This window comes from Mesorhizobium sp. B2-5-4 (genome assembly GCF_006441095.1).
GTDB lineage: Bacteria > Pseudomonadota > Alphaproteobacteria > Rhizobiales > Rhizobiaceae > Mesorhizobium > Mesorhizobium salmacidum.
In genome coordinates this window covers 12542-35742 of record NZ_VFUR01000023.1, presented here as the reverse complement: position 1 = coordinate 35742, position 23201 = coordinate 12542, and the positions used below count along the sequence as shown (strand labels likewise).

26 protein-coding genes and 1 pseudogene are annotated in these 23201 nt (G+C 59.5%); 16 read left to right on the top strand and 11 right to left on the bottom strand.

Annotated features, from left to right (window positions below; all coding sequences use genetic code 11):
• The first annotated feature begins 10 nt into the window (after positions 1-10).
• The 3 genes from FJ492_RS29325 (at position 11) to FJ492_RS24015 (ending at position 1039) form a co-directional block, all read left to right on the top strand.
• Complete coding sequence (locus FJ492_RS29325; RefSeq protein ID WP_246676103.1) at positions 11-328, top strand: hypothetical protein; 318 nt, start codon at positions 11-13, stop codon at positions 326-328.
• Positions 282-710 (top strand): Crp/Fnr family transcriptional regulator, encoded by a 429-nt coding sequence (locus FJ492_RS29320; RefSeq protein WP_246676102.1) that lies wholly within the window; start codon positions 282-284, stop codon positions 708-710. Before FJ492_RS29325 ends, FJ492_RS29320 begins: the two co-directional genes overlap by 47 nt.
• 83 nt (positions 711-793) lie before the next feature.
• The gene (locus tag FJ492_RS24015) at positions 794-1039 is read left to right on the top strand and encodes a hypothetical protein (RefSeq protein WP_140751629.1); all 246 of its coding nucleotides are present in this window, start codon (positions 794-796) and stop codon (positions 1037-1039) included.
• 779 nt (positions 1040-1818) lie between these two features.
• Here the strand turns inward: FJ492_RS24015 and FJ492_RS24005 are convergent.
• Positions 1819-3999, bottom strand: a complete 2181-nt coding sequence (locus FJ492_RS24005) for an EAL domain-containing protein (protein WP_246676101.1) — start codon at positions 3997-3999, stop codon at positions 1819-1821.
• A 221-nt stretch (positions 4000-4220) separates the two neighbouring features.
• Between FJ492_RS24005 and FJ492_RS24000 the strand changes: the two are divergent.
• Positions 4221-4348: pseudogene (locus tag FJ492_RS24000) on the top strand (aldo/keto reductase); the annotation flags it as partial.
• A gap of 411 nt (positions 4349-4759) precedes the next feature.
• Here the strand turns inward: FJ492_RS24000 and FJ492_RS23995 are convergent.
• On the bottom strand, positions 4760-6259 hold the full coding sequence (locus tag FJ492_RS23995) for a winged helix-turn-helix domain-containing tetratricopeptide repeat protein (RefSeq protein ID WP_140751633.1): 1500 nt from the start codon (positions 6257-6259) through the stop codon (positions 4760-4762).
• A gap of 122 nt (positions 6260-6381) precedes the next feature.
• On the opposite strand from FJ492_RS23995, the gene FJ492_RS29315 reads away from it, so the two are divergent.
• Together FJ492_RS29315 and FJ492_RS23985 are read left to right on the top strand one after the other, a co-directional pair.
• Positions 6382-6639, top strand: a complete 258-nt coding sequence (locus FJ492_RS29315) for a hypothetical protein (protein ID WP_140772609.1) — start codon at positions 6382-6384, stop codon at positions 6637-6639.
• Between the two features lie 21 nt (positions 6640-6660).
• Positions 6661-7140, top strand: coding sequence for a LysR substrate-binding domain-containing protein (locus FJ492_RS23985; RefSeq protein WP_140772607.1), 480 nt, complete (start codon positions 6661-6663; stop codon positions 7138-7140).
• 194 nt (positions 7141-7334) lie between these two features.
• On the opposite strand, the gene FJ492_RS23980 is transcribed toward FJ492_RS23985, so the two are convergent.
• The gene (locus FJ492_RS23980) at positions 7335-7763 is read right to left on the bottom strand and encodes a nuclear transport factor 2 family protein (protein ID WP_181166195.1); all 429 of its coding nucleotides are present in this window, start codon (positions 7761-7763) and stop codon (positions 7335-7337) included.
• A 141-nt stretch (positions 7764-7904) separates the two neighbouring features.
• Between FJ492_RS23980 and FJ492_RS23975 the strand changes: the two genes are divergently transcribed.
• From FJ492_RS23975 to FJ492_RS28860, 3 genes are all read left to right on the top strand, one after another.
• Complete coding sequence (locus tag FJ492_RS23975) at positions 7905-8846, top strand: LysR family transcriptional regulator (RefSeq protein ID WP_246676110.1); 942 nt, start codon at positions 7905-7907, stop codon at positions 8844-8846.
• A gap of 331 nt (positions 8847-9177) precedes the next feature.
• Positions 9178-9393, top strand: a complete 216-nt coding sequence (locus tag FJ492_RS23970; protein WP_140752317.1) for a hypothetical protein — start codon at positions 9178-9180, stop codon at positions 9391-9393.
• 601 nt (positions 9394-9994) lie between these two features.
• On the top strand, positions 9995-10405 hold the full coding sequence (locus FJ492_RS28860) for a hypothetical protein (protein WP_181166119.1): 411 nt from the start codon (positions 9995-9997) through the stop codon (positions 10403-10405).
• 567 nt (positions 10406-10972) lie between these two features.
• Here FJ492_RS28860 and FJ492_RS23955 read toward each other — a convergent pair.
• The gene (locus FJ492_RS23955; protein WP_140772602.1) at positions 10973-12442 is read right to left on the bottom strand and encodes a prolyl oligopeptidase family serine peptidase; all 1470 of its coding nucleotides are present in this window, start codon (positions 12440-12442) and stop codon (positions 10973-10975) included.
• A complete protein-coding gene (locus tag FJ492_RS23950; protein WP_140714350.1) occupies positions 12439-13188 on the bottom strand; it encodes a hypothetical protein in 750 nt (249 codons plus the stop codon). The genes FJ492_RS23955 and FJ492_RS23950 overlap by 4 nt, the downstream gene beginning before the upstream one ends.
• Positions 13189-13289: 101 nt before the next feature.
• Between FJ492_RS23950 and FJ492_RS23945 the strand changes: the two genes are divergently transcribed.
• Positions 13290-13946, top strand: coding sequence for a TetR/AcrR family transcriptional regulator (locus FJ492_RS23945; RefSeq protein WP_181166118.1), 657 nt, complete (start codon positions 13290-13292; stop codon positions 13944-13946).
• Positions 13947-14532: 586 nt separating this feature from the next.
• On the opposite strand, the gene FJ492_RS23935 is transcribed toward FJ492_RS23945, so the two are convergent.
• Positions 14533-14946, bottom strand: a complete 414-nt coding sequence (locus FJ492_RS23935) for an SRPBCC family protein (protein WP_140752311.1) — start codon at positions 14944-14946, stop codon at positions 14533-14535.
• Positions 14947-15248: 302 nt separating this feature from the next.
• Between FJ492_RS23935 and FJ492_RS23925 the strand changes: the two genes are divergently transcribed.
• The 5 genes from FJ492_RS23925 (at position 15249) to FJ492_RS23905 (ending at position 18662) form a co-directional block, all read left to right on the top strand.
• A complete protein-coding gene (locus FJ492_RS23925; protein ID WP_140714358.1) occupies positions 15249-15428 on the top strand; it encodes a hypothetical protein in 180 nt (59 codons plus the stop codon).
• Positions 15429-15658: 230 nt separating this feature from the next.
• A complete protein-coding gene (locus FJ492_RS23920; RefSeq protein WP_281406454.1) occupies positions 15659-16816 on the top strand; it encodes a helix-turn-helix domain-containing protein in 1158 nt (385 codons plus the stop codon).
• Between the two features lie 130 nt (positions 16817-16946).
• Positions 16947-17696, top strand: coding sequence for an SDR family oxidoreductase (locus tag FJ492_RS23915; RefSeq protein WP_140772600.1), 750 nt, complete (start codon positions 16947-16949; stop codon positions 17694-17696).
• Between the two features lie 68 nt (positions 17697-17764).
• Entirely contained in the window at positions 17765-18313 is a 549-nt protein-coding gene (locus FJ492_RS23910; protein ID WP_140772598.1) for a flavin reductase family protein, read from the top strand.
• A gap of 64 nt (positions 18314-18377) precedes the next feature.
• On the top strand, positions 18378-18662 hold the full coding sequence (locus FJ492_RS23905) for an Atu4866 domain-containing protein (RefSeq protein ID WP_140772596.1): 285 nt from the start codon (positions 18378-18380) through the stop codon (positions 18660-18662).
• Between the two features lie 183 nt (positions 18663-18845).
• On the opposite strand, the gene FJ492_RS23900 is transcribed toward FJ492_RS23905, so the two are convergent.
• Together FJ492_RS23900 and FJ492_RS23895 are read right to left on the bottom strand one after the other, a co-directional pair.
• Complete coding sequence (locus FJ492_RS23900; RefSeq protein WP_140772594.1) at positions 18846-19619, bottom strand: SDR family NAD(P)-dependent oxidoreductase; 774 nt, start codon at positions 19617-19619, stop codon at positions 18846-18848.
• 83 nt (positions 19620-19702) lie between these two features.
• Positions 19703-20269, bottom strand: coding sequence for an NAD(P)-binding domain-containing protein (locus FJ492_RS23895; RefSeq protein ID WP_140772592.1), 567 nt, complete (start codon positions 20267-20269; stop codon positions 19703-19705).
• A gap of 79 nt (positions 20270-20348) precedes the next feature.
• Between FJ492_RS23895 and FJ492_RS28855 the strand changes: the two genes are divergently transcribed.
• Positions 20349-20879 (top strand): hypothetical protein, encoded by a 531-nt coding sequence (locus FJ492_RS28855; RefSeq protein ID WP_181166741.1) that lies wholly within the window; start codon positions 20349-20351, stop codon positions 20877-20879.
• Between the two features lie 613 nt (positions 20880-21492).
• Here the strand turns inward: FJ492_RS28855 and FJ492_RS23885 are convergent.
• The 3 genes from FJ492_RS23885 to FJ492_RS23875 are packed head-to-tail and all read right to left on the bottom strand — an operon-like array spanning position 21493 to position 23197.
• Positions 21493-21834: a hypothetical protein gene (locus tag FJ492_RS23885; RefSeq protein ID WP_140772590.1), complete on the bottom strand. Its 342-nt coding sequence runs from the start codon at positions 21832-21834 to the stop codon at positions 21493-21495.
• Positions 21831-22718, bottom strand: a complete 888-nt coding sequence (locus tag FJ492_RS23880) for an NAD(P)-dependent oxidoreductase (RefSeq protein WP_140772588.1) — start codon at positions 22716-22718, stop codon at positions 21831-21833. The genes FJ492_RS23885 and FJ492_RS23880 overlap by 4 nt, the downstream gene beginning before the upstream one ends.
• Positions 22715-23197, bottom strand: coding sequence for a gluconokinase (locus FJ492_RS23875; protein WP_246676100.1), 483 nt, complete (start codon positions 23195-23197; stop codon positions 22715-22717). The genes FJ492_RS23880 and FJ492_RS23875 overlap by 4 nt, the downstream gene beginning before the upstream one ends.
• Positions 23198-23201 lie beyond the last annotated feature (4 nt).

Sequence of the window (23201 nt, the reverse complement as noted above, 5' to 3'; positions counted from 1 at the left end):
GAGAAGAGCCATGCCTCAATCCAGCTTTCGCAACCATGTCTTGAATACCCTCACGCCCGAGGATTTCGCGCTTTTGCGGCCATCGATGCATCACGTCGAACTGGCCATCAAGGCCGGGCTGGAGATCGCCTATCAGCCGATCGAGCATGTCTATTTTCCCGAGACGGGCATCGCGTCGGTTGTCGCCGCCATGACCGGAGGGCGGCAAAGCGAAGTCGGCATCATCGGCCGCGACGGCATGACGGGGATAGCGGTCGTTCTCGGCCAGGACCGATCTCCCAATGAAACCTATATCCGTCGCCAGCAACGGCTGGTGCCTGCCGGTTGAACATCTGCGCATCGCGATTGCCGAGAGCCAGACCCTTCGCCCGTCGCTGCTACGCTACGCCCACGCATTCCTGATCCAGTCGTCGCGAACGGCGTTGGTCAATGGCCATTCCAAAATCGAGGAACGGCTCGCCCGCTGGTTGCTGATGGTCAACGATCGCGCTGAAGGAGATATCATTTACCTGACGCACGAATTTCTGGCGACCATCCTCGGCGCTCGGCGCCCGGGCGTTACCACCGCCCTCCAAATGCTCGAATATCGGGGGATGGTTCATGCTAAGCGCGGCGAGATCACCATTATCGACCGCGTTGGAATGATAAAACTCACAAATGGCGCATATGGCGACGAGGAGCAACGTCACTTCGGCGTGGCGTCCCGCTGAATGGTCGGAAACAGACAGAGCCTTGAAGATCGCGAACTATTGGCAGTAGATGGCCTCGGTTTGGGTCCAGAGAGGAATTCTCGATGACCAAGGCTTTCCACACCATTACGATTGACAGAGCCGCCGAGGCCTATGTCCTTTCCAGAGGCAGAGCCCGGTTTCTTTCCATCGCACAGGCCATCCGCGCCATCCGAACACTGATGCCAGCCTGCAAGGCCACCGACCACGACTTGGAGGAAATATTGGCAGCGGCATGCATCATTCATAATGTGCCCGTCGCGTTTGACACCATAACGGTCGATGGTTCCGAACAGCGGCTGCATCCATAGGCTTCAAATGTCTCCGCTTGGCGTCACGCCTACATCGGCCGCTCGCCAAGCAATCGTCCGCTACCTTATTGATAATGTCGACCATCCGAGCGTTTCCATATCGGAGGTCCTCCATGCCGTGAGAGAGGTGCTCCCGCTTTGCGAGTTAACGGATTGGGAACTGGCCGATCACATAGCCAGAAGCGCTAGCGACGCCGGAATTATCGTTGAGTTCGACGCGAACATGCCCTAAGCGGGATTTGGGGATGGATAGCACGGCAATCCGACGTGGGAAGAGAGCACCATGCCCTTGATCCTAACGGGAAGAAACAACGTCCTTCATTAGGCGACCACTCATCAACCCATTCGACACTACGAAGCCGCTTCGGTCCAAGACCGAGTGATCGAGCGCACCCGCAGCTGCGGACTTCCCGTCGAACAGGATGAGGCGGGTTCGGAATGATTGCGTCAAGAATTAGCCGCAGCTCACCGTGCACTTATGAGCGATGAGGACTCGCCGCTGCTTGTCCCATAGCGACGCAATCGTAGGGATTTCGCGATCAGATGGCCTGCGGCCCAATCCCTGCTGGCTTATGTCCATTGAGGATTCGGTAGACCTGCATTCGTGAGCAGCCAACCACCGCAAAGCGCCTCCAGGTCGGCCGTTGAGATAAGCTTCGCCCCTTGTAAGCAGACATCGCCGGCCACCACGCTGAAGGTCGTGGTTGCGCCACGAGGGCTAACATCCAGCCGACCCTGCGCGACTTGCAGTCCCACCCACCCGGCACCTACGGACCGGGCTACGAGGCTTTTCGCCATTTTTCCCCTGCAATCCAGCCCACCAGTTGATCGGCAGGCATCGGCCGGGCGAAAGCGAACCCCTGCAGAATGTCGCAGCCCAATTCTCGCAGAATCCGGGCTTGCTCGATCGTCTCGACGCCCTCGGCGACGACTTTGATCCCAAGAGACCGTCCTATGTCGATGATGGACGCAACCACACGTCGCTGTTCGGGCCTGTGTACGATGGGTTCGATGAGCTGGCGATCGATCTTGAGGTGGCGCGGCTTGAGCTTCAGCAGGCTGACGATGGATGTATGGCCGGTGCCAAAATCGTCTATGTCGATGCCTATACCCATCTCCCTGATTGCATCGATATTCCATGCGACCCCATCGTCTAAGTCGTCGAGGAAAATTGACTCGAGCAGCTCGAAAGAAATCGCGCCCGGCCTGATATTGAGTTCGCGAAGGCTAGGAATTAGGCGGTCATCGCTAAGGCGTCGGAACGAGACATTGACCGAAACCGAGGGCACTGCAATGCCTTGCGACTGCCATTGGTCGAGGTCGAGCAACGCTTGCTGCAGGATGCTGCGATCGATCGCAGCCAAGACATTGAGATCCTCGGCGATCCGCAGGAAGCGGATCGGACTGAGGATGCCCTCTTTGGGGTGCTGCCAGCGCACAAGCGCTTCCACCCCGATGATGTCGAGGGATGTTGCGTTGAGGAGCGGCTGATAATAGGGGTGGAATTCACCCCGCTCGATGCCGCTGAGAATTTCATCGGCCATATGCTTGGTCGTTTCAATTTCACTTTGCAGCGCCTTTGAAAAGAATTCATGGCGGTTGCGGCCGCGGCCCTTGGCCCGATAGAGCGCGATGTCGGCGTTTATCAACTCGCGAGGCGTGTCGATGTCCGCGCCCGTCTCGAGGGCAATCCCTATGCTTGCGCCCAAGCGGCAAAAGTGCCCCTCGTATGGTACCGGCTGTCGGATCTCGGCGATGATCTGATCGGCAAGATCGGCGAGGCCTTGGGCGTCTGCATCATTGAAACAGGCTATGACGAATTCGTCGCCACCGACGCGCGCGACGAAATGCTGCCCTGCGACCTTAGCATTTAAAAGCCGGGCAACGTGAACCAGCATGGCATCGCCGGCCGCGTGTCCCAGTGTGTCGTTAATCTGCTTGAAGCGGTCCAGATCGATGTGGAGCAATGCCAAGCTATCGCCTGGAAGTCGCGACCGGTTGCGGTACTGGTTCAAGATTTGGTCGAGATAGCGCCGGTTGGGGAGCCCGGTCAGCGCATCATGGAGGGCCTGGGTTTCGATCCGCGCCTTAGCGGCTTCCAGTTCTACGTTGCGAGCCTCGGCAAGCGCCTTTGCCGTCGTGAGCCTCTCTTCCAAGGCAACTTCGTCGGTGATGTCCCAATTTGCGCCGATGAATTTTGGCGTTGCGCCGTCGTCCTGAAAGTAAGTTGCGCGGGACCTAAGAGTGCGGATTTCACCGTCGGCCCTTACGATCCGGAATTTCGCGTTGAAGGTACCCTTCTCCTCAATGGCGCGTGACATCGCTTCAAGGGTCTTTGCAGCATCTTCGGGATATAGGGCATTCTCCCAGTCGGCGGCGCGAAGGGATTTCCGCTTTCGCGGAATGCCAAAAATGTCCTGCGTCCTGTCGTCCCAAAACAGCTCGCCAGTTGCCAGGTCGCCCTCGAACACCCCTATTTGCGAGGCGCCCAGCGCCACTTGCAGGCGACGCTCGCTTTCCGACAGCGCTGCCTCAGCGCGTTTTCTGCGGTCGATATCCACTGCCTGCACAGAGAGGTAACGAACCTGGTCCTCGTCGCCATGCATCAGGGTCACGGAAGTCAGCGCCCAAATGGTCTCGCCGTCCTTGCGGATGTACCGTCGCTCTGCCTGATAACCCTGGATCTTTCCGGCAATCAAATCTTCGGTCTGCGTGCGCGCCGTCGCCATGTTGTCGGGATGGACAATTGTCGTGAAATGGATACCGACACACTCGCCGGCCGTGTACCCAAGCACATGGCTTCCGGCCCGATTGGCGTAGACTATCACTCCGTCAGTATTGAAAAGGAACGTCGGGATCGTTGCGTTTTCTACGAAATTGCGCAGCACCGCCGCGCCCCTGCCGAAACGGAAGGGCGTCACATCCGAATCATTCGAGTTAGTTTCTGTTGTTTCGTTCACGGCAAAATCATACCTTATAAATCTTAAGAATGACTCACTTCCAACAGCCAATAGTTGGCGTTATACCGGTCGGCTGCGATGGTTTGGGTAAGACTCGCTTAGAAAGGTACTACGCCTGCCTGCAGCAGCCCTGCCGACCTTTGGCATGCAGCCTGCGCTCGCATTGCTGCCACACCCCGAAACACAAACCCCATAGCTCACCGCTTGCGGCCCGCCGGGTCCTGAACCTTTACCACCTGTTCAACCGTGAGGAGGAGCGGGAGATGCTGCCGCTGTGTCTGCGGAAGGAGTGGGAGCCATTCCCTGGTCGCCGCTCGCGCGTGGGCGCCTAACGCGCCCCTGGGCCGATCAACCTACGGTCGGATTTTCGGTGGGTATGAGCGCGCATCGCAATTCAGCCGCGAGTACAAACGCTTATTCGGGCGCGGACATGGTTCAGCCGATCGTTGACCCCGGACCTTAATGGCTGCTAAGGGCCTATGGGGTGCCAGAAGCCGACATTCTCTTGCCGGCCCCCCAACGTGCCGGATCGCAATGGGCCCTCTTGTCGGACGTTGGGCAACTTTACTTTCGCTCGAAATCGGACGGTCTGCCGAAGGTAACATGAGTGCGTTGCACGACGATGGGCCTGATCCAGCAATGACCCCGCATGTCAGGTTCCTACAGTATGGCAGGTTGTCATGTCGATGATCATCGCCATCGTGTTCTTACTGCTCACATGCACCCACATGCAGCGATGAGTTCTCGGACCGACTGGATCCTACAAAAAGCCGGCCTTTCTGAAGCCGGAGAGGAAGAGCTCGAAGGATGACGGGTCTGCGAAGGGAAGGTGGGCAAGGTAGCCAAGCGAGAGGTCCGGTTGCCGGCTCAGTGTGGCCTCGACTGCGACACGCGCGTTTTCCATCTCGCCCAGATGTGCGTAGGCCGCCGCAAGAAAGGCATGGATGAAGAACTGGTCGCCGGCCTTCCGATAAGCGTCGATGGCCTCGGCATATCGGCCGAGCAGGAAGAACGCGCTGCCCTTCACCTCCCAGAACCAGACCGGGGGCAACGGGTCGAGCAGTATGGCCCTTTCGAGGACTGCCAAGGACTGCTGAGGCTGGCCGCCGTAGTTGAGCCAGCTTGCATAGTCTCCGGCAATGTTGACGTCGTGCGGATTGAGCGTGCGGGCCTGCTGGAAATGCAGTCCGGCATCCCCATGCTGGCGCATATGTACAAGCACGAGACCCATGCTCTGGTTGCAGATGCCGTCATTCCGGTCGAGCAGGAGCGCTGTGCGCGCAGACTGCAAGGCACTTTGCAGCGTGCGAGGATCGCGGTCGTACCAGAATCGCGCAACCAGGCACTGCGCCAGATAGGCATGACCTTGAGCAAAAGCCGGATCGAGTTCGGCGCTCCGGGCGAACATGGATTCGCCCTTGTCCATTTCATACTGATGGTAGTGCGCGCGACCCTGCAAGTAGTAGTCGTAGGCGGCCCAATCGGCCGGCGGGGTTCGCCGCGAGCGGCTAGTCGCATCTGCCTCGGCAGCGCCTTGGACGGTTGAAGCCACGAGGGCCGCCACCTCCTCCTGAACCGAAAAGATGTCCTCAAGCGCCCTGTCGTAGCGTTGAGCCCACAAATGGAAGCCGCTGGCGCCGTCGATCAGTTGCGCCGTGATCCGGATGCGGTCCCCGAGCCGTCGCACGCTGCCCTCGACGAGGTAGCGCGCGCCGAGTTGCCGGTGGACTTCCGCGGGGTCCAGCGCTGGCCCACGAAACTGAAAAGATGAATTGCGCGCGATCAACACGAGCGACCGGTATCGCGCCAGTTCGGTGATGATATCTTCGGTGATGCCGTCGCTCAGATATTGTTGGTCCTGATCGCCGCTCAAATTGGCAAAGGGCAGCACGGCGATGGTGGGTTTGCCGGACGGCGCGATCGGTCTCTGCACTGAACCTTCCACGCGCTCGACAGGCGCGGTGAAGCGGTAGCCGACGCGAGGCACGGTGGCGATCCAGTCGCCACCTTGGTCGGTAGGGCCGAGCGCCTTCCTCAGCGTCGCAATCTGGACGGTGAGATTGCTTTCCTCGACCGCCAGGCCCGGCCAAGCAGCTTCCATCAGCTCGGCCTTGGTCAGGATGTCGCCGGGCCGGGCCGCAAGCGTGGCGAGCAGCGTGATGCCGCGATGCCCGATGGAGATCGGTATCTCCTGCCGCAGGAGGGTCCCCCTCTCAGGGTCGAGCACGAAGGGACCAAAGGCGAGGTGAACCCGTTGCATCCCGCCATATTAGACGTTTCGGAATTTTTCGGAACAGTTTCGGCCACGCTTTAGTACGCAGGTCCGCGCATCCGCCAAAGTAGCGTCATCGATTTTAGCAGCACCAACAAAGGACGAGCCAAATGAGCGCGCAGCTTTTTCTTACCTCAAGGTTCTACCAGTCTTTCTGGAGCGAACAGCCGACGTGGACGACTGGACCGACATCGGTCTGGGCGAGACTCATCGCCTTGCGCGGCCTGGTCGCGGTCTGGCGCGAGCGCATGTACTATCGCGAGGAGCTGAAGCGACTGGCGCAAGATGGGCCTCAGCGGATCGACGACGTCGGTCTCACCCTGGCTGCCGTCGAGGCGGAACTTCAAAAGCCATTCTGGCAGGTGTGATTTGCATCCATAGTTTGAACTATTACAGGACTACAGGACGGGTCGCTGGACGCCGCGTTCCTGCGGCCCAACGTCGCCGGAATCGAGGCATTCCATCTCCACGTTCTTTCCGAGGAGCCAATGCTCGTTGCGCTACCCGCCAGCCACCATGCCGCCGCGCAGCAAGAGGTCGACCTTGCAACGTTGAGCAAGGAAACGTTTCTGCTGGTGCCGCGCTGGTTCGGTCCGACATTCTATGACAGCATCATTGGCGCTTCCCGCAAGGCTGGGTTCGAGCCGGTGATCGGCGAGGTGGCGCCGGTGATTGGCTCGGTCGTCGTGCTCGTGGCTGCGGAACTCGGCGTGTCGATCGTGCCGGCATCGATGAGTCGCCTACAGGTTGCGGGGATCGCGTATCGACCGATCGCGGCTGACGCCCCGATCGACGCGGTAGCTCTGGTGCATCGGCGCCAGGAGACATCGCCGGTCGTGCGCAATTTCGTCGCGCGAACACTCGCATGAGCAGAATTCCCCGAGTTGAATATCTATCTACCCGCGGCAATGCCACCGGCCGGGCACTGCCGGATGTCCTTGAACTCGGAGCTGCTGGCGATTTGAAGTCTTGATTCAGTATCGCTAGAGAGGATGAGACGAGTGTCATGAGATTGAGGGGGCGAGTGGTGCGGCCCGAGGGCCGCCGGCCCGTCGCCGCGAGCTTAGGCCGTCACGATCTTGCCGTCCCACTCGCCACCCGAGGGAACCGAGGCGTGCTCATGGAACAGCTTCCAGCTGCCGCCGCGCCGCTTGAAGCAGTCCGTCTGGCGGACGAGCGCGTGCTTGGCGTCACCGTTCTTGAGGACGATGTTGACTTCCTGGATGGTGCAGACCACGCCCATATCTCCGCTGACGGTGACGTCTTCTTGCAGGATATTGATGCCGCACGACTTAAACCCTTTGAAGACGCGATCGAACATCTTCATTGCCGGCTGGATGCCGCGCGAGGCAAACGGCGGGATGTCGAACCACAGCGCGTCGTCCGCCCAGTGCCGCGTGCTTTGTTCGCCCGTCATGGAAGCCGCCATCTCCTTCACGATCGCAATCAGAGCTTCCGTGTCGCCCTGCTGATTTTCAGCAATCTTGGTCATTTTCATTCTCCTTCATCGAGTTGCTCGGGCTGCCTTCAACCTGATATGGAGAAGCTAGCCCATCCCTTGAAGGAGGGGTAGAACGGTGAATGGAATAGGAACAATTCCCAAATTGGAATGGTGGAGGTGCATTTGGATCGGATGGAGGCGATCAGGCTCTTCGTTCGGGTAGTCGAGAGTGGCAGCTTTTCGGCCGTAGCCCGCTCGCTCGGCGTCGGCCAGCCGGCCGTCAGCAAGCAAGTTGCAGCGCTCGAGGCGCACCTAGGTGCGCAGCTGCTGCAGCGCACCTCACGCAGCCTCACGCTCACCGAGGCCGGCCGCGACTTCTACGAATCCGGCGTTCGGCTGCTGGGCGACCTCGAAGCCGCTGAATCGCGGGTGGGCCGGGGTCGGGTGGCACCGTCGGGGCTGGTCCGCGCCACGGTTGTCCCGGTCTTTGGTCGCATCTACGTCGTGCCGCGGCTTGAGCAGTTTTTCGCCCGCTATCCCGACGTGTCGGTGGAATTGGTCGTGGCTGACCGGATGATGAATCTGATCGAAAACGGTATCGACCTCGCCGTGCACAACGGCGACCTCTCCGACTCCAGTTTGATTGCCAAGAGGATCGCGCAGACGCCGGTCGTAACCGTGGCGACCCCCGCTTATCTCGAGGCTCACGGCGAGCCGGCAATACCGGCCGAACTGGAACAGCATTCCTGTATCATATACGCGCCGCAGGGTTCGTCCCGCGTATGGGGGTTCCGGGATCGCTTTGGTCCCGTCATGCATAATCCCAAGTGCGCCTTCCGCACCAACGATGCGGAACAAATACGAGCCGCCGTCCTGTCCGGCATCGGAATCGCTCATGCTCCCGGTTGGTTGTTCGGAGCAGAGATAGCATCAGGCGCAGTGCGCGAAATCCTGACGGACTATGCGCCGAGGCCATTATCAATCACAGCCGTGCGGCCAGCGGGCCGCTTCCTCGCTAGCAAAGTCCGGGTCTTCGCCGATTTCCTCGCCGAACTCTTCGCCCAAGAGCCTAGCCTTGCGCTCAATCGTGCCGGCACGGAGGGTGTGACCTTAAGTTGGTCTAGTCGTGATTAGTCGCTAGTAGCCAACCCGTTGATATCGCTAGATTTTGTCGTAGCTATTCAATTGATCTGTCGGACTCCTATTGGTTAGCACGGCACTGGCCAACTAACCAAAGGACCACTCCGCAATGGCAACCAAAATCGACACTCTCAACCGCGAACTCCGCAACCGCGTCAAGGCAGGCAAACCCAACCTTTGGTCGCACGGCAACGGCTTGTGCTTCGCGCTCGCCAAGAACGGAGCGGCGTCATGGTTATCCGCTACACCGTCAACGCCAAGTGCCGCGTGATGACTCGAACCGCATTCCGACCCGATCAGCGAACGCAAGCTGAAAGAACTGGAAATGGTCGCAATCGAGTATCGCGACAAAGTGAAAGCCGGGATCGATCCCCTTGCAATGCGCGAGGCAACCGCGAACCGATCGAAAAGCACTTCGGGCGACACCTTTGAAACTTTCGCCCGCGACTACATTGCGCAGCATGAAAGCGATTGGAAAAACGAGAAGCACCGCCAGCAGTGGGAAACACGCTCACCCAAAACGTTTACGCCAAGGGCGTAGTGACGATTTAACTACCTGAGCCAGATAGCGATAGCGGCAAGTTTGACAAAGCCCATGAAGTTGGCGAGCATCGTAGCCGTCGCTGGCCAGGCGCTCGGCAAAAGCTTTGCCGATTCCAGAGGATGCTCCGGTAATGACAGCGACGCCCAAAGAACTCCCGGTGGAATTGGTCACCTCCGTCCTCCCAATGTTTCGTGCCGATGAATTGACCCCTGAATGTCCAACAATATCGATCGGTTTTGTACTAACCAAATCTCGTCCTGAGCTCAGAGCGGTGCTGCTCCTTGAAGGCAAGATGCGGCTTTCTAGCGGGCATGCCGAAAGCGGATCGTTCGCATCAAGGCGGTCGAGGGGCTGTGGGGGGAAGCCTTTGTACGGGCAGGCATTAGAAGCTAGCTCCTAAAATGGGAGGGATGTCCTCTATTAGAAGAGTCAACTCACCACATTTCCCGAGTGCACACGCGCGCCTGACAGCACACCCGATCACGTCAAAATCAATTGCGGAATTCACACCCCTGTCGCACTGTCCGGGTTTCGTAGCTTTCGAGGAGGAAAGGCTATGTTGTACCCCGGTCAGTGCTTGGAGCCGTGCGAGATCGACATGCTCTCTCGCGTGTGCCGCATTGTATGCAACGAGAACGGCACTCCCCTTGAATCGCAGCAGGCCCAGCGCATCGCGTCCCATCTGCTCAAGCTGTTTATGAACGGCCTGATAACCGAGGAGGAACTACTGGACGCCGAGAGGAACCGGGCCGGACGGCTAAAGCAGCCGCTCCAGCATCAGCTTCCGCCCCGGAACGTTATGGCCGACAGCCGTTGCACCTCGGCTAGGAAGTTGCCCAGCTCCCCGGCCGGTGCCGCCTGCCTTTTCACAGACGGCGGCGAAGCAATTGAGGCAGAGTTTGTGAATGCTGGAGCAGGCGTTGAAGCCAGCCAGTTCACTGTCGCTGTCCTGAACGAGGCAATTGAGGTTGGTGATCTCGGAGCTCAAGTTCCGCACCCCGTCAAGTGAGAGCAAGGTAGCGCCCAAACTCAAGGTCTGGATGGACGTCCGCTCAGCCTTCCCACTGTTGGCCACGCGGCGCGGTGGTGCCGCGGTGCCCGCCAAGACGGGCCGTAAGCGCCGAGGCTTTCCCCGTGCTATTTGCCTACGATCCAGTCCAACAATCGGGGATCTACGATCGGAGAGCCGGTATATACCCGGACAAGTTCCTCAGCGTATTTTCGCCACTCGCTCTCCGGGATGTTTTCTTCCAAGAGCGATTTTTGAAAGGTCGTCCTCAGAATATCCGCATCGAGTGCTGACAGTCCGTGTTTCGCCATGTTTTCCCTCGTGCCCCACGAGGGCGAAAGTCATTCCTCGTGCGCGGCCGCACGATAGCAATTGGAGATGGTTTGGCGAGTCAAAATCCCGTGCTGGCCTGTCAGTCGGCCCCGCAACGGACTTCCGCTGCAACCCAGCTTTGCGCCTCCATTTCAGACGTTCGGAAACCAAGAACGGGCGTTCGAATGCGGACATTGAACCCATCTGCATGAATGAGTTCCCCATTCGGCTCGGCCTTTGCGTTGCGAAGCAAGCTTACGCCTTCACCTCCTTGAAGAGCCAATCCCTCGCGGCGTTGATGTAGAAAAACTTCCGCGCGGAACCCATGTGGTCGACGCCTTTGAAAGTCAGAAATGTGATGTTGCCGTCTTCCGATAGGTAGCCGTCGATCTGATTGGTCAGCGCTTTCTGGTTATTTAGTGGGAATATGAGCGTTGGGTCGAACTGCTCGGCAGGCCGGGTTACCTTGGCTCCGGCTTTTTCCCACACTGGCACGCACTTCTCATTCCAGGGTGTCGCCTTATTGTCGTCGGTGCCCGTGATGATCAGGACCTTCTGCTTGGCAAGGGTGACAACATCGCTGGGTCGCTGCTGGCCGGCGATGATGAGTCCCGCTGCAAAAGTTTCTGGATGTTTTGCCATCAGCCACAGGGAAGTCATGGCGCCCATTGACCACCCCGTGCAGTAAACCCTTTTGGGATCGATCTTCAGGACCTTGTCCCTCCGATCGTCTAGATTCGGGTTGCCATAATTCCAGGTGTTGCTGAGCAACGAATCGACCAGCCGATACGCATTTTCAACGTCGTACGTGTGCTCCCAATAATCGTTCATCGTGGTGCGCTCATAGCGCGGGGTGATAATCACGCACTCATGTTTGTCTTGCTCTTCCGGCAAGCTCCAGATGCTGGCGATGCATTGTTCAGCCAATGTCTGAGCGCAAGTACCGTCGTAGCTGGTTCCCGAATGGGTGATCGCGAGGAGGAGAGGGTAGGCTTTGTTTTCGCCGCCTTTCTCGAGGAACGACTTTGGCAGGTAGATACTGTATTCGAGCCAGGCGGAACGCGTATCGTCCCACCACCAGTGGTTCTGTTCCCAGGCGTCCACACCGCGAATGACGACCCTGTTTCCGCGCCGGCCGGCATTGGTCCATACGGTTCCGGTTGCGGCGTAGACCGAGCCGCTTGCCGCTCTGACGCTCTTGTCCTGTGTCAGCGCGACCTTGTCGCTGTCTGCGGTTGGAAGGCTGAGGTCGGGGTCATGCTCGAATTCGGTGATAACGTACCGGCCGGCAACGCTCTTTTGGTCGGGACGCAGCGCAGGCTCGGCGTTGGTATAGATGGTGGCGATCGCCCGTGGCTTGGCGGGGCCGGTCATAGCGTTCTTGTCGGGTTCCTGCGGCATTCCCGGGAAAAATCCTTCGGCAGCCGGGAAGACGGCCGCGCCGTATGTGTCAGTCGCTAAACTGGCGGGATCGATATCGACGTCATACTCAACTGCAATTCCGTAAGCCTTCTCGCCACCACCAGTGACTTCGCAGAGCGCATAAATGTCCTGCAGGCCGGGACCTCTATGACCATCCGAGCTCACCGCATCGTCTGGCGCAGCAGCCGAAAAGCCGTTTCCATTCTCTGCATGGGCCTCCTTGACTCCGAGCGTCGCTACGGAGGCGGCTGCAGCCAAGGTCGTGCCGATTGCCACAAAATCTCGTCTCGATACGTTGGTCATGGAGTGTCCTCACAATGTAAGGCTGTGGCGTCCTGGGAAACGCGGGCCGAGTTGTCGGTTTCGATGGCATAGAAATAGATAAGTATTCCCACGAAAACGGCTCCCGTCAGCAACGTGCTGGGGACTAGACCAATCTTGTGGGCGAGGGCATCGCCAGCGCCGGTGCCGCCGGTGCGGATAAGGGCCAGGGTCGTCCAATAGGGTATCGGCTCGCTCAGCTTGCCGTCCTGCCTCCAAAGGGTCGTTACAAGCGCGACCAGGGCAAAGAACACGATCGCGGTACCAACTGGCGTAAGACCGAGTCTAAAAGATGCCGCGTCTCCGCCGATCGTCCCCAACACGCCCGCCAGAACCATGGTGATCCAGTATATCGGGTTGACGCCTAATGACGCAGACCCCGAACGTAGCCAATAGGTTCGATAAAGCAGCACGCTCACAACGTAGCAAACTAGGACAACGGGAAGCGAAATCGAGAAATCGATCTTGTAATCATGGAATGCGTCTCCGATGTTCGTCGCGCCGGTGCGAATTATGATAATTGCGGCCCAGAAGAAGAGCGCTGTTTTCCAGGGACTGGCACGTTCGGCTATAAATACCAGAACCAGAGCCCCAATAATCCAGGGAAGCCCGGCCACATGCCCAAGGCCAAGGCCGTCTGACATAAGGTCACCGGTGTTGGTTCCGAACGTACTGGCCAGCACCAGCGCGAGCCAGTATCGGCCGTTGAGTCTGGGCAGAGTATGCATGACAGGCGCTGTTCCTTCGTCTGGACAAAAGTGCAATTTATGGTACTGTTAAGTACCATAATTGTGGCGGACGTTCGACGGTTCAATGAGGAGTGGCTTTTTTGAGCGAACGGATCGAGCAGCTTCCAACGCATAAGAGACGAGGGCGCCCACTGACGATCGCGCCACAGGCGCGTCGAGCTCTCGTCATCGACGCGGCCTATAAGGTTTTTCTAGAAAAGGGCTTTGCCGGAACGACCACCGAGATGGTCGCGGCCAGGGCCAGCGTCTCGAAACGATCCCTCTATGAGCATTTCGCGAGCAAGACCGAACTGTTCGGGGCGGTCGTGTTGAAGTACCGGCATCTGCTGCTCGATCTGCCACGCCCACCCGACGATGACCTTCCGATGATTGACAAACTTGTGAAGGTGTTCCGCCTTGATATGGACCGCGGACGCGACCAGGAACGGGAAGCGCTATTGAACCTCATTTTGCACCAGTCCGTTCTGTTTCCTGAACTGTCGGACTATCTTTACCAGCAAAAGATACTCCGGACGCGCGAAGACCTGATCGAATGGCTGGAGGCCGAGCGTGATCGTGGCGCGATCGAGATGGATGATGTCGTGCTGTGTGCGGGCATGCTGATGGATATCGCCTTTGGAGCACTGTTGCCCAGAAGGCGACAGCAGGGCGACGACGCAAGAGACCAGCGCAAGCAAGACATTCGCCAGCGCTTTCAGATATTTCTGAGAGGGATCGCGCACCAAGCTGATCGCTAAAGTCGCTTACTTGGCGATGACCGCTTACCAAATGAACGTCAACAGGCGGGGACGATCGGCTTTCTATGCTCTCATTCGAAAGCCGTCGATCCGCTAGCGGCCCCGTTCCAGCCGTCAAGGGTCCGGCCGGTAAGAGCGCCCGCTAAACTTGGTCGTCAAAGCCGCGTTCGCCGATCTGCTCTCCGCATTGAGCGAGCTCCGATTGCCGCGACGCTCGTAACTCGTCTTACCGTGCCCGCCCTATACCCTCGGCTGGCGGGGGGCTCTTGTGCAGGCGCCGAGCCAGAGCACTATGCGGCGGACAAGGACGCCAGGGGCGCTCACAGCCCAGTGCCGCAGCGACCCGTTCCTGGAAATACTGCACTCCCCGCTCATGCCGCCCCGAGAGCGGGCCGGAGCTATAGGCCCCTGCGGCATAGTTGCGATGCGTATCGGCGCGAGATGGCGTAGTCCTCGCGTACCACGGCCAGAGTGCCTTGCACAGATTTCGCCCTGCTCTCGGATGCTTCAGCAGCGATATCGGCAAAGTAGAAATGGTAATGCTGGTCTGTGTGAAGCGGTGAGGTCGGATTGATCCGGCTAACGTTCATGCCGCCATCGAAAAGCGACAGCGTCCAGTTCGGCCACATCCAAAGCCATTCCCGCGATAGAACAGACCGTCTTTCGGCGGTGCGGTCATCCGGACATAACCGGGATGGGCGGTGGTCTGGAAAGCTTCGAAGTCGATGGCAGCGTAGAACGAGGGATGCGTGCCAGGGATGTGGTAGCCTTCGACGAAATTGTCGGTGTAGATCTTCCAGTTCGCCGCAAAGCTGACAGTGGCCTGATCGGTGGCGGCATAGGTCTCCAACGGCTCGTCCGCCAGTTCGGCGGGCAGAGAGCCAAGTTGATCCAAAAGACTTTCCTTCGGGTCGAGTGCCGCGAAGAGCAGCCCGCGATTCGGACAACTGCACCGGCTCCAGCGGCCAGTCTTCGGCGATGATCGCGGGATCCTTGCCATACCATGGGGCCTGCACCAGCCGGCCGGTGTCGGCAAAGGACCATTTGTGATAGGGACAAACGATCAGCCCACATTTGCCCGCGCCATCGGCCAGAAGTTTCGCCCCCCGGTGGCGGCAGACGTTCTTAAATCCGCGCAAGGTCCCGTCCCGGCCCCGGATGGCGAAGATCGGCGTGCCGGCGATGTCGATGGCAAGGTATTGACCGGACGTCCCGACCGAGGCGACAGGCCCCAATGCGCCAGCCGGAACCACACTTTCCGGTCCTCGTTCATCCGATGATGCAAGAGAAGGACACACAGTGATGGCTACCAAAGAAGAAAAGAAAGAGGCGAGCCGCGTGGTGAAGGGGCAAGAGCTGGAGGTAGAGCACCTGACGGAAATTGCCGACGTCACGCCGAAACAGGCGCGCGCATTGTTGCGAAAGCATGGTGCCGACTGGACTAGGCTCAAGGACGAAGCCGAAGATTTGAAAGAAAACTGAACTGTCGGCAAGGCTTCTCCGTTTCTGAGGGCATTGCGGGCCGGCGGGTTGACGCCGTTACGGCGAAGCGCTTCCCCCCTTATAAAAAAAGCCGATCCAGCCGGAACGCGCGCTGGCTCCTATTGAAGGCGCAAGGAAGGAACACCCGGACGCGTCAAAGAAAGACATCGCCCGTGCGGCGTTCTTTTCGATTATCGCTGACGCCGACCAGGACCACGGAAAGGGTGCTCTTGGACGAACCTACGAATGGACTCGACCCGGAGTTGGTTGGCGAGGCTGTCGAAGTCATGAAGGAGTTAGCGGTTGGTGGAATGACGATGGTGGTTGTGACACAGCAGTGCGATAGAAATCGCGCAAAAGCGATAATTGCAGCAGTGGCAAAATTTCTTATTCTACAGCGCTCTTGCGGACTCAGTGAAATGGCGCTGCAACCGTGTGGTAAGCTGGATTACAAACTGGTGAGATGGCCTTCGAAGACGACAAGAAGCCTTGATACACCTCCCGATCGCACATCCCCGCAGAGCCATGAGAAGTACATTGCCGGTCGCACGCTGATCAGTGGCGATGGTCCAGCGTGGACAGACATGTTCGTGCAGGTCTTCTCTCGTCTCACGATACAAGAGCCGTTCCTGGTTCCGGCGGTTGCTGAACCGCTGATCGTGTGGGTGATGTCAGGGGAAGCGCTGGTCGAGGAGCGCGATCTGGGAGGCGAATGGATTGCCAACCGGGTAGCCGTCGGGGATTTCTTCCTCACGCGCTCCGCGACGCCATATGAACTGCGCTGGGTTGCCAACGGCGACGAACCGTTTCAGGTCATGCATCTCTACCTCTCGGTTCCATTGTTTGAACGAGTGGCGGAGGAGGTTTCAGGCAAAGCTACGCTGGGCCTGCGTGACATCTCCGGCGGCCGGGACGAGCAACTATCTCACCTGCTGGCGCTCATTCACCGCGAGTTGACTGCGGAAGGGGCGGGCAGCGCACTTTTCATCCAGGGATTGGCGCAAAGTCTGGCTGTTCATTTGGTCCGGCACTACACGTCATGGGAAAACAGAGGGCGCCGGCAAAACGCTCTTCCAGGTGCGAAACTGCGCAGGGCAATTGCGTTCATGGAGGCGCACCTGCAGGAGCCGTTTGATCTGGCCCAGGTGGCGCGAGGCGTTGGTATGAGCAAGTTCCACTTCAGCCGCTTGTTCAAGAAGGCGACGGGACTTTCGCCATCTCATCAGTTCATCCGCCTGCGCGTCGCCAGAGCGCAGAGATTGCTACAGGAGACCGATACCAGCATCATCGGGGTTGCAATGGCCGTCGGCTACTCCAGCCCCAGTCACTTCGCCCAGATCTTCCGCCGCGAAACGGGGGTATCGCCCCGGGCCTATCGCCGTGACTGAGACTTTCCCCGACCACAATAGAGCAAAATCCCGACAGTTCGCGCAGGTTGCCGTGAGAAGGCGCCGACCACTCCAACTAAGTTCGTCCTTGTTCCAACGACCCCGCACGGGCCCAACAAGGAGTTGAACAATGACGAACATTTCTGGAAAAGTCGCACTGGTCACCGGTGCATCGAGCGGCATCGGCGCCGCCACTGCCCTGAAGCTTGCCAAGGCCGGCGCCAGGGTCGGTATCGCAGCACGGCGCACCGACAAGCTCGAAGCTCTCAAGAGCGAAATCGCCTCGAAGGGCGGTGAGGCCCTGGTGATCGCGATGGATGTGGTTGATGTTGCCGCAGTCGAGGCTGGCGTGAAGAAGCTGGCCCACGCCTATGGCTCCATCGACATTCTCGTCAACAATGCAGGGTTGATGCCGCTTTCCGACCTCGATCAACTCAAGACCAACGAATGGCACCGCATGGTCGATGTCAATGTGAAGGGCCTGCTGAACGTCACGGCCGCCGTGCTGCCCCGGATGGTCAAGCAGCATTCCGGCCATATCTTCAACATGTCCTCGATCGCTGGTCGCAAGGTCTTCAAGGGCCTGGCGGTCTATTGTGCGACAAAGCATGCCGTTGCCGCCTTGTCCGACGGCCTTCGCATGGAAGTCGGCCAGAAGCACAACATCCGGGTCACCTGCATCCAGCCAGGCGCCGTCGCCACCGAGCTTTACGACCACATCACCGATGCCGGTTATCGGCAGCAGATGGACGATCTCGGCAAGCAGATGACGTTCCTGCAGGGCTCGGACATCGGCGACACCATCGTTTTTGCCGCGCAGGCCCCCGCTCACGTGAATGTTGCGGAGCTTTTCGTTCTGCCGGTTGAACAAGGTTGGTAATTGAAATCAGAAAATCTTTCTGCCTCTCCGCCCGCACACGGAGAGGCATCCTCGAAAAGGAGCTTACGATGAAAGAGATACCTGCTTCTCAGGCCTATCACCTACTCGAACCGGGTCCGATTGTTCTGGTAACGACGAGCTATAAGGGCAAGCCGAATGTGATGACCATGGGTTTCCACATGATGATCCAGCATGCGCCACCGCTGATCGGCTGCGTCGTCGGGCCCTGGGACTACAGCCAGCGGGCGTTGAAAGAAACCGGTGAATGCGTCATCGCCATTCCAACAATCGATCTGGCCGAGACCGTCGTCGACATCGGCAATTGCTCTGGCGATTCCGTAGACAAGTTTCAGCGTTTCGGGCTGAAGACGCGCCCGGCAAAGGAGGTGAAGCCCCCGTTGGTCGCTGACTGCCTAGCCAACATCGAATGCCGGGTCGCCAACGCGAGCCTTGTCGATACCCACAACCTGTTCATCCTCGAGGCGAAACGGATCTGGATTGACGAAACCCGGACAGAACGCCGGATGCTACATCACCGCGGTGACGGCAGTTTCATGGTCGACGGCGGCCTGCTTGATCTAAGCGACCGCATGACGAAGTGGCGGCAATTGCCATAAGCTCGTCGCTACGCCTTGCAGCCAACCAAATACGCTGATCATCGACTGCAAAGGATTTGCTCAGATGAATAGCCCATATACGTCAACCTCCGCACCCGACAGAATGCATGCTTATGTCGGTCTATGGATCACCGCAGACGGCCAAATTCGCCACAACCTGCTCCAGAACGGTCGCTATGACGAAGCGCGCGGCCGTCGAGAAAGTGCTTACCAGGGCCGATACGAGGTCCGTGGCAACCACATCGATTATTGGGATGACACCGGCTTCACAGCCGATGGTGAGTTCAGAGATGGAGTCCTCTACCATGCTGGCATGGTAGACTATCGGGATCGTAAAATTCCGCGTTAGCGGCGATCATCGGGCGCGGAGCATCGGCCAGATCGCCTTGCCGCGAAGGAAGAGTAGGACGCAGTTCGTTTTGCTGGCAGATTGGTGCCATAGCAACGGTGGAACGCCTCAGTTTCCTCGGCTCGCCGTTCCGACAGGAGTATGCGTCAGTAGGGATTGACGGGGCAGTCAAGCGGTCTCCGCTCAAAACTCGAAGCCGCCGATGGTCATGCCTCCGTCGACAACCAGCATTTGCCCGAACACATAGCTTGATGCGTCTGAGCAGAGCCAAACGGCGGCCTGCGCAATTTCACTCGGCTTAGCGCCTCGTTTGGCGGGAATGGCGTTCGTCGTCTGTGCCGCAAAAGACGGATTTTGGGCGCTTGCCGTTACGACCATTGGGGTCTCGGTCCACCCCGGCGCCAAGGCGTTCACTCGAATCCCGTGTGCGGCGTTCTCCATCGCCGCGACCCGCGTCAGCCCATGAACGCCATGTTTCGACGCCGCATAGGCACACATCCCGCCTGGGCCAGTCAGTGCCGCTACGGAGGCCGTGTTGCAGATCACACCACCGCCGCCGCGCTTCAGAAGCGGAAGCTCATGCTTCATGCAGAGAAAGACGCTGCGCAGGTTGGTGCGCAAGACTCTGTCGAAATCATCCGTCGGATAGTCTTCGATCCGATGCGCGCCGCCTGTGATCCCGGCGTTGTTGAAGGCGGCGTCCAACCGACCCGCCTCAGTGGCGATGCGCGAGAGAAATACCGCGACGTCCTCCTCCGACGAGACGTCGACCCGAGCGACCTGCGCTTTACCGCCCGCCTTTTCGACGAGAGCCTGGGTTTCCGCGAGGCCCTGCTCATTGACGTCCCCGCCGCAGACAAGGGCGCGGCGAGCGGCGAACGCCAAGGCGGCCTCCCGACCTATCCCCGACCCGGCCCCAGTGACCAAAACCACCTTGCCATCGAAATCATTCAACATGACGTGCTCCTGCCGGAAGCTTCACTCTCGCGGCAGCGGCTTTCACCGTTGCTGCCAATGGCGTTATTCGGTGCGCGGCCAGATTAGGCCAGCTTGATCAGGTCCTGAGCCACGAGGGTGCCGCCAAACTGCTGCAGATGGCTGGCCTGCCGCAGGGTGCCGAGGTCAAGCGCCGCATAGCCGAGTCGCTCGATGAGAGCGGCAACTTGGGACCTGGCGCTGCCGTCATCGCCAGACAGCGCCACAACGCGTCGTCCGCCCGCCTGTGCTGGCGGCGCTTCCAGTTTTGCGGCCGGGACCGTATTGAAGGCCTTTACCACCCGGGCGCCAGGAAACGCCTCCGCGACGATCTCGGTTGAGAGCCGGCCGCCCAGGTCGGCAGGCTTGAACGACGGAAAGTCGATCGCGTTGCTCGCGTCGATCACCAGGCGGTTATCCCAATTTGCACCCGCGGCATCCGCGTCCTCGACGAACGGCCGAATGGCACCAAAGGGAATCGCCAGGATCACCACGTCCGCATGGGCCGCGTCACCGGTGGTGGCGGGCCTGATGTTGAGACCAAGCGCGCGGACCATGTCTGTGAGCGACGAAGCGCAAGCGCCTCCCGGCGGGCGGCTCATAAGCTTCGCGCCAAGCGTCGAGTAATGCATCGGGCTCGATCAGCGCCAGGCCATCGGAAGATGCTTTTGCCCATTCCCGGTCGATAAGGGCGCTACGGACGTTACTGACATGACCGAGGCTGACCGCCGAAGCTTCGGCGAGTTCAGCAACGCGCCACGGCCTGTCCGGATCTCGCAACAACGCGCGCAGCACCTGCGCAGATTTGGGTTTGAAAAGGGATTTGAGTTCCCTCCGTTCCGCGCTTGGCTTGCTTTCGACATGCCGCTCTATGAAGATGCTGTCAAAGACAATACTGGCGTTGCCCGCCAGATCAAGAAATCCGACCTGGTAGTCCCTACACAACGACTGAGCCTCTGGAGAGAGGTACGGCGCGACGAAGATCGGTACTGCGCTCCCATCGAAATGGGCAGCGAAGTTGCGCAGTTGGAGCAACCCCATACGAACGTAGCGCGGCTGGCCGCTCGACTTGACCTCGCAGACGAGCGTATGCCGGCGATCAGCAACGACCACATGCGCCAAGATATCAACGCCGCGGTCGGGGCAGCCGACAGGCTCGATCTCGATATGGTCAACGACAAGCGCTGGGACGCGTTGCAGAAGCGCGGTGAGCGCGTCTGCCGCCTGCTGTACTGGTGGTAGGCATTGCGCCGGTCCAGCTCGGAAACACCAGCAAGATCCGCGATCCGCATAGCGAGCACGCAGGACTTCAGCGCGAAATAGCGCGAATGGCCGGTGGCGAGGTCCGAAGCATAGGCGAGGACCACCATGAAATCAGCCCGGCGGATCGAGACATTGGTCATCGCCACCTCCCAAGTGGATGCTAGTCCCGCGTCACGCAAATACCTAGCGAAAGATTTCATGCCCTACGCGCCTTGTCGAGAAGCGCCCGTTTTTGAATCGGAAGCAGACCTTTGCCAGGGGCAAATAGACTGAGTGTCAGTAAAGCGCCTCAACCTCGGTCATTCAATCGGCTATTGCCGTCGTCCAAAAGCCGACATCGCTACGTCAGCCGCTGAAGGCCAATTTGGGACCGATCGAAGCGTCCGTCGAACGCGTCGACAACGGAAAGTTCGGCAAAATAGGTGCGGAGGAGTGCTCGCCAGCAATGGGGCCATACTTTCGCGTTGCCGGCGGTGTTCGGCATGACTTTGGCATGCTTACTCAAAAGATTGCACCAAACCGACCTCACTGCGTTCTATACTGCGTCTCCTATCGAGCGCTGATAAGTATCGAATCTTCGTCCTGATATTGGTCAATCTCCGGCCAATGAAAACTCGTTGGCGATGGTGACGTGGTGGTGAATGCGACCCTCGAAGTACCTGGACAACACTGCCTCTGTCGCGGCACGCGATTCAGCGCGTGCGGGGCTGGCCAAAGCCGCGTCGACGGCCGCCATATCGGGGTAGTTGATCGCCAGGATCATCGGAAATTCAGGCGCACCATCGTCGCGTTTTTCCGCGAAGCTGACTCGAACGTCGAGCGCGCCCGGGAAGGCCTTCCACTTCGGCAGAACCGTCTCAATCACGTCCTTGCGGAACGCTTCGATCTGACCTTCCTTCACTTTGCCTTCAAACAACGCATAGCGCGTGATCATCTGCTCGGTTCCTCATCCTTGCGTTGGAAAAATTCCATCAGTGCGGCCTGGTCCTCGCCGCCCAGCCCTGCGGCCGTCAATAGCCGGTGCACCTCGGCGCAGACGGCCGTCAGCGGCATTGCGGTGTGCGTGCGCCGCGCCAGGTCCTGGGCGGCGTTGAGGTCCTTCACCATGTTGTCGATGCGGCCGGTTCGCCGGTAGTCGCGGGTGGCGAAGCGCGGCAGGTATTCCTGCAGGATGGCGCTGTCGGCGCGGCCGCCTTTCAGCGCCTGCGGGATCTTGAGTGCGTCGACGCCGGCGTCGAGCGCCAGCTTGGTCGCTTCGGCGACGGCCATGAAGTTCAGCGCGCAAAGCACCTGGTTGATCAGCTTGGTCGTCTGGCCGGCTCCGGCCGGGCCCATATGCGTGTAGTTGGTAGCGATGTGGCGTAGCACCTTGTGGGCGGCGGCAACGTCCTCGGCTTCGCCGCCGGCCATCAGCGTCAATTCTCCGGTCAGCGCCTTGGGCGCGCCGCCAGACAGCGGACTGTCGACCCAGCGCAAATCCTTCTCGCTGGCGTCGGCGGCGAGTTGGCGCGTCGCGTCGGGGGCGATAGACGACATGTCGATGATCAGCGTGCCGGGCTTCGCTCCAGCCGCCACGCCGGCATCGCCGAACACGGCGCGGCGCACGATCGCCGCCGAATTGAGGCTGAGGATCACGTAGTCGGACGCGCCGGCGGCCTCGGCCGCGCTCGCCATGGCGGTCGCGCCTCTGGCAACCAGCGCCTCCACCTTGGCCTTGTCGAGATCGAACACGGCGAGGCGATTGCCGGTGGCAAGCAGGCGCTCGCCGATGGCACCGCCCATGGCGCCGGCGCCGATCAATGAGACTTTGTGGGTCATGACGATCGCTCCCCGAATTTCGTTGTTATGTCCGCGACAATCTCATCGAGCGGCGCATCGATCGGCACGGCGATCGCATTCTCCTCCTTGTCCGGCACTTCCAGTGTCGCGAACTGGCTGTCGAGAAGGCTGGTCGGCATGAAGTGGCCGGTGCGCTCATGCATGCGCTTCGAGATCAGCTCGCGCGAGCCGTCGAGATGGATGAACAGCACCGGCGCACCCGCCTGCTCGGTGATGAAATCGCGATAGGCGCGCTTCAGCGCCGAGCAGCCGACGATGACCGGCGCGGGCGCTAGCCGCAGCATTTCGCCGACCTTGGACAGCCATGGCCACCGATCGGCATCTTCCAGCGGAATGCCGGCGCTCATCTTGGCGATGTTGGCCTCAGGGTGCAGCTTGTCGCCGTCCACGAATGTCGCCGCGATCGCGCGGGCGAGCGCCTCGCCGATCGTCGTCTTGCCCGAACCGGTAACGCCCATGACC

Excerpts from the sequence above, each read along its gene's own strand:
- FJ492_RS29325 (WP_246676103.1), top strand. The coding sequence starts at position 11 with ATGCCTCAATCCAGCTTTCGCAACCATGTCTTGAATACCCTCACGCCC.
- FJ492_RS29320 (WP_246676102.1), top strand. The coding sequence starts at position 282 with ATGAAACCTATATCCGTCGCCAGCAACGGCTGGTGCCTGCCGGTTGAA.
- FJ492_RS24015 (WP_140751629.1), top strand. The coding sequence starts at position 794 with ATGACCAAGGCTTTCCACACCATTACGATTGACAGAGCCGCCGAGGCC.
- FJ492_RS23995 (WP_140751633.1), bottom strand. The coding sequence starts at position 6,259 with ATGCAACGGGTTCACCTCGCCTTTGGTCCCTTCGTGCTCGACCCTGAG.
- FJ492_RS29315 (WP_140772609.1), top strand. The coding sequence starts at position 6,382 with ATGAGCGCGCAGCTTTTTCTTACCTCAAGGTTCTACCAGTCTTTCTGG.
- FJ492_RS23980 (WP_181166195.1), bottom strand. The coding sequence starts at position 7,763 with ATGACCAAGATTGCTGAAAATCAGCAGGGCGACACGGAAGCTCTGATT.
- FJ492_RS23975 (WP_246676110.1), top strand. The coding sequence starts at position 7,905 with ATGGAGGCGATCAGGCTCTTCGTTCGGGTAGTCGAGAGTGGCAGCTTT.
- FJ492_RS23970 (WP_140752317.1), top strand. The coding sequence starts at position 9,178 with ATGGTCGCAATCGAGTATCGCGACAAAGTGAAAGCCGGGATCGATCCC.
- FJ492_RS28860 (WP_181166119.1), top strand. The coding sequence starts at position 9,995 with ATGCTCTCTCGCGTGTGCCGCATTGTATGCAACGAGAACGGCACTCCC.
- FJ492_RS23955 (WP_140772602.1), bottom strand. The coding sequence starts at position 12,442 with ATGACCAACGTATCGAGACGAGATTTTGTGGCAATCGGCACGACCTTG.
- FJ492_RS23950 (WP_140714350.1), bottom strand. The coding sequence starts at position 13,188 with ATGCATACTCTGCCCAGACTCAACGGCCGATACTGGCTCGCGCTGGTG.
- FJ492_RS23935 (WP_140752311.1), bottom strand. The coding sequence starts at position 14,946 with ATGGCAAGGATCCCGCGATCATCGCCGAAGACTGGCCGCTGGAGCCGG.
- FJ492_RS23925 (WP_140714358.1), top strand. The coding sequence starts at position 15,249 with ATGGCTACCAAAGAAGAAAAGAAAGAGGCGAGCCGCGTGGTGAAGGGG.
- FJ492_RS23915 (WP_140772600.1), top strand. The coding sequence starts at position 16,947 with ATGACGAACATTTCTGGAAAAGTCGCACTGGTCACCGGTGCATCGAGC.
- FJ492_RS23910 (WP_140772598.1), top strand. The coding sequence starts at position 17,765 with ATGAAAGAGATACCTGCTTCTCAGGCCTATCACCTACTCGAACCGGGT.
- FJ492_RS23905 (WP_140772596.1), top strand. The coding sequence starts at position 18,378 with ATGAATAGCCCATATACGTCAACCTCCGCACCCGACAGAATGCATGCT.
- FJ492_RS23900 (WP_140772594.1), bottom strand. The coding sequence starts at position 19,619 with ATGTTGAATGATTTCGATGGCAAGGTGGTTTTGGTCACTGGGGCCGGG.
- FJ492_RS23895 (WP_140772592.1), bottom strand. The coding sequence starts at position 20,269 with ATGCATTACTCGACGCTTGGCGCGAAGCTTATGAGCCGCCCGCCGGGA.
- FJ492_RS28855 (WP_181166741.1), top strand. The coding sequence starts at position 20,349 with ATGACCGAGGCTGACCGCCGAAGCTTCGGCGAGTTCAGCAACGCGCCA.
- FJ492_RS23885 (WP_140772590.1), bottom strand. The coding sequence starts at position 21,834 with ATGATCACGCGCTATGCGTTGTTTGAAGGCAAAGTGAAGGAAGGTCAG.
- FJ492_RS23880 (WP_140772588.1), bottom strand. The coding sequence starts at position 22,718 with ATGACCCACAAAGTCTCATTGATCGGCGCCGGCGCCATGGGCGGTGCC.
- FJ492_RS23875 (WP_246676100.1), bottom strand. The coding sequence starts at position 23,197 with ATGGGCGTTACCGGTTCGGGCAAGACGACGATCGGCGAGGCGCTCGCC.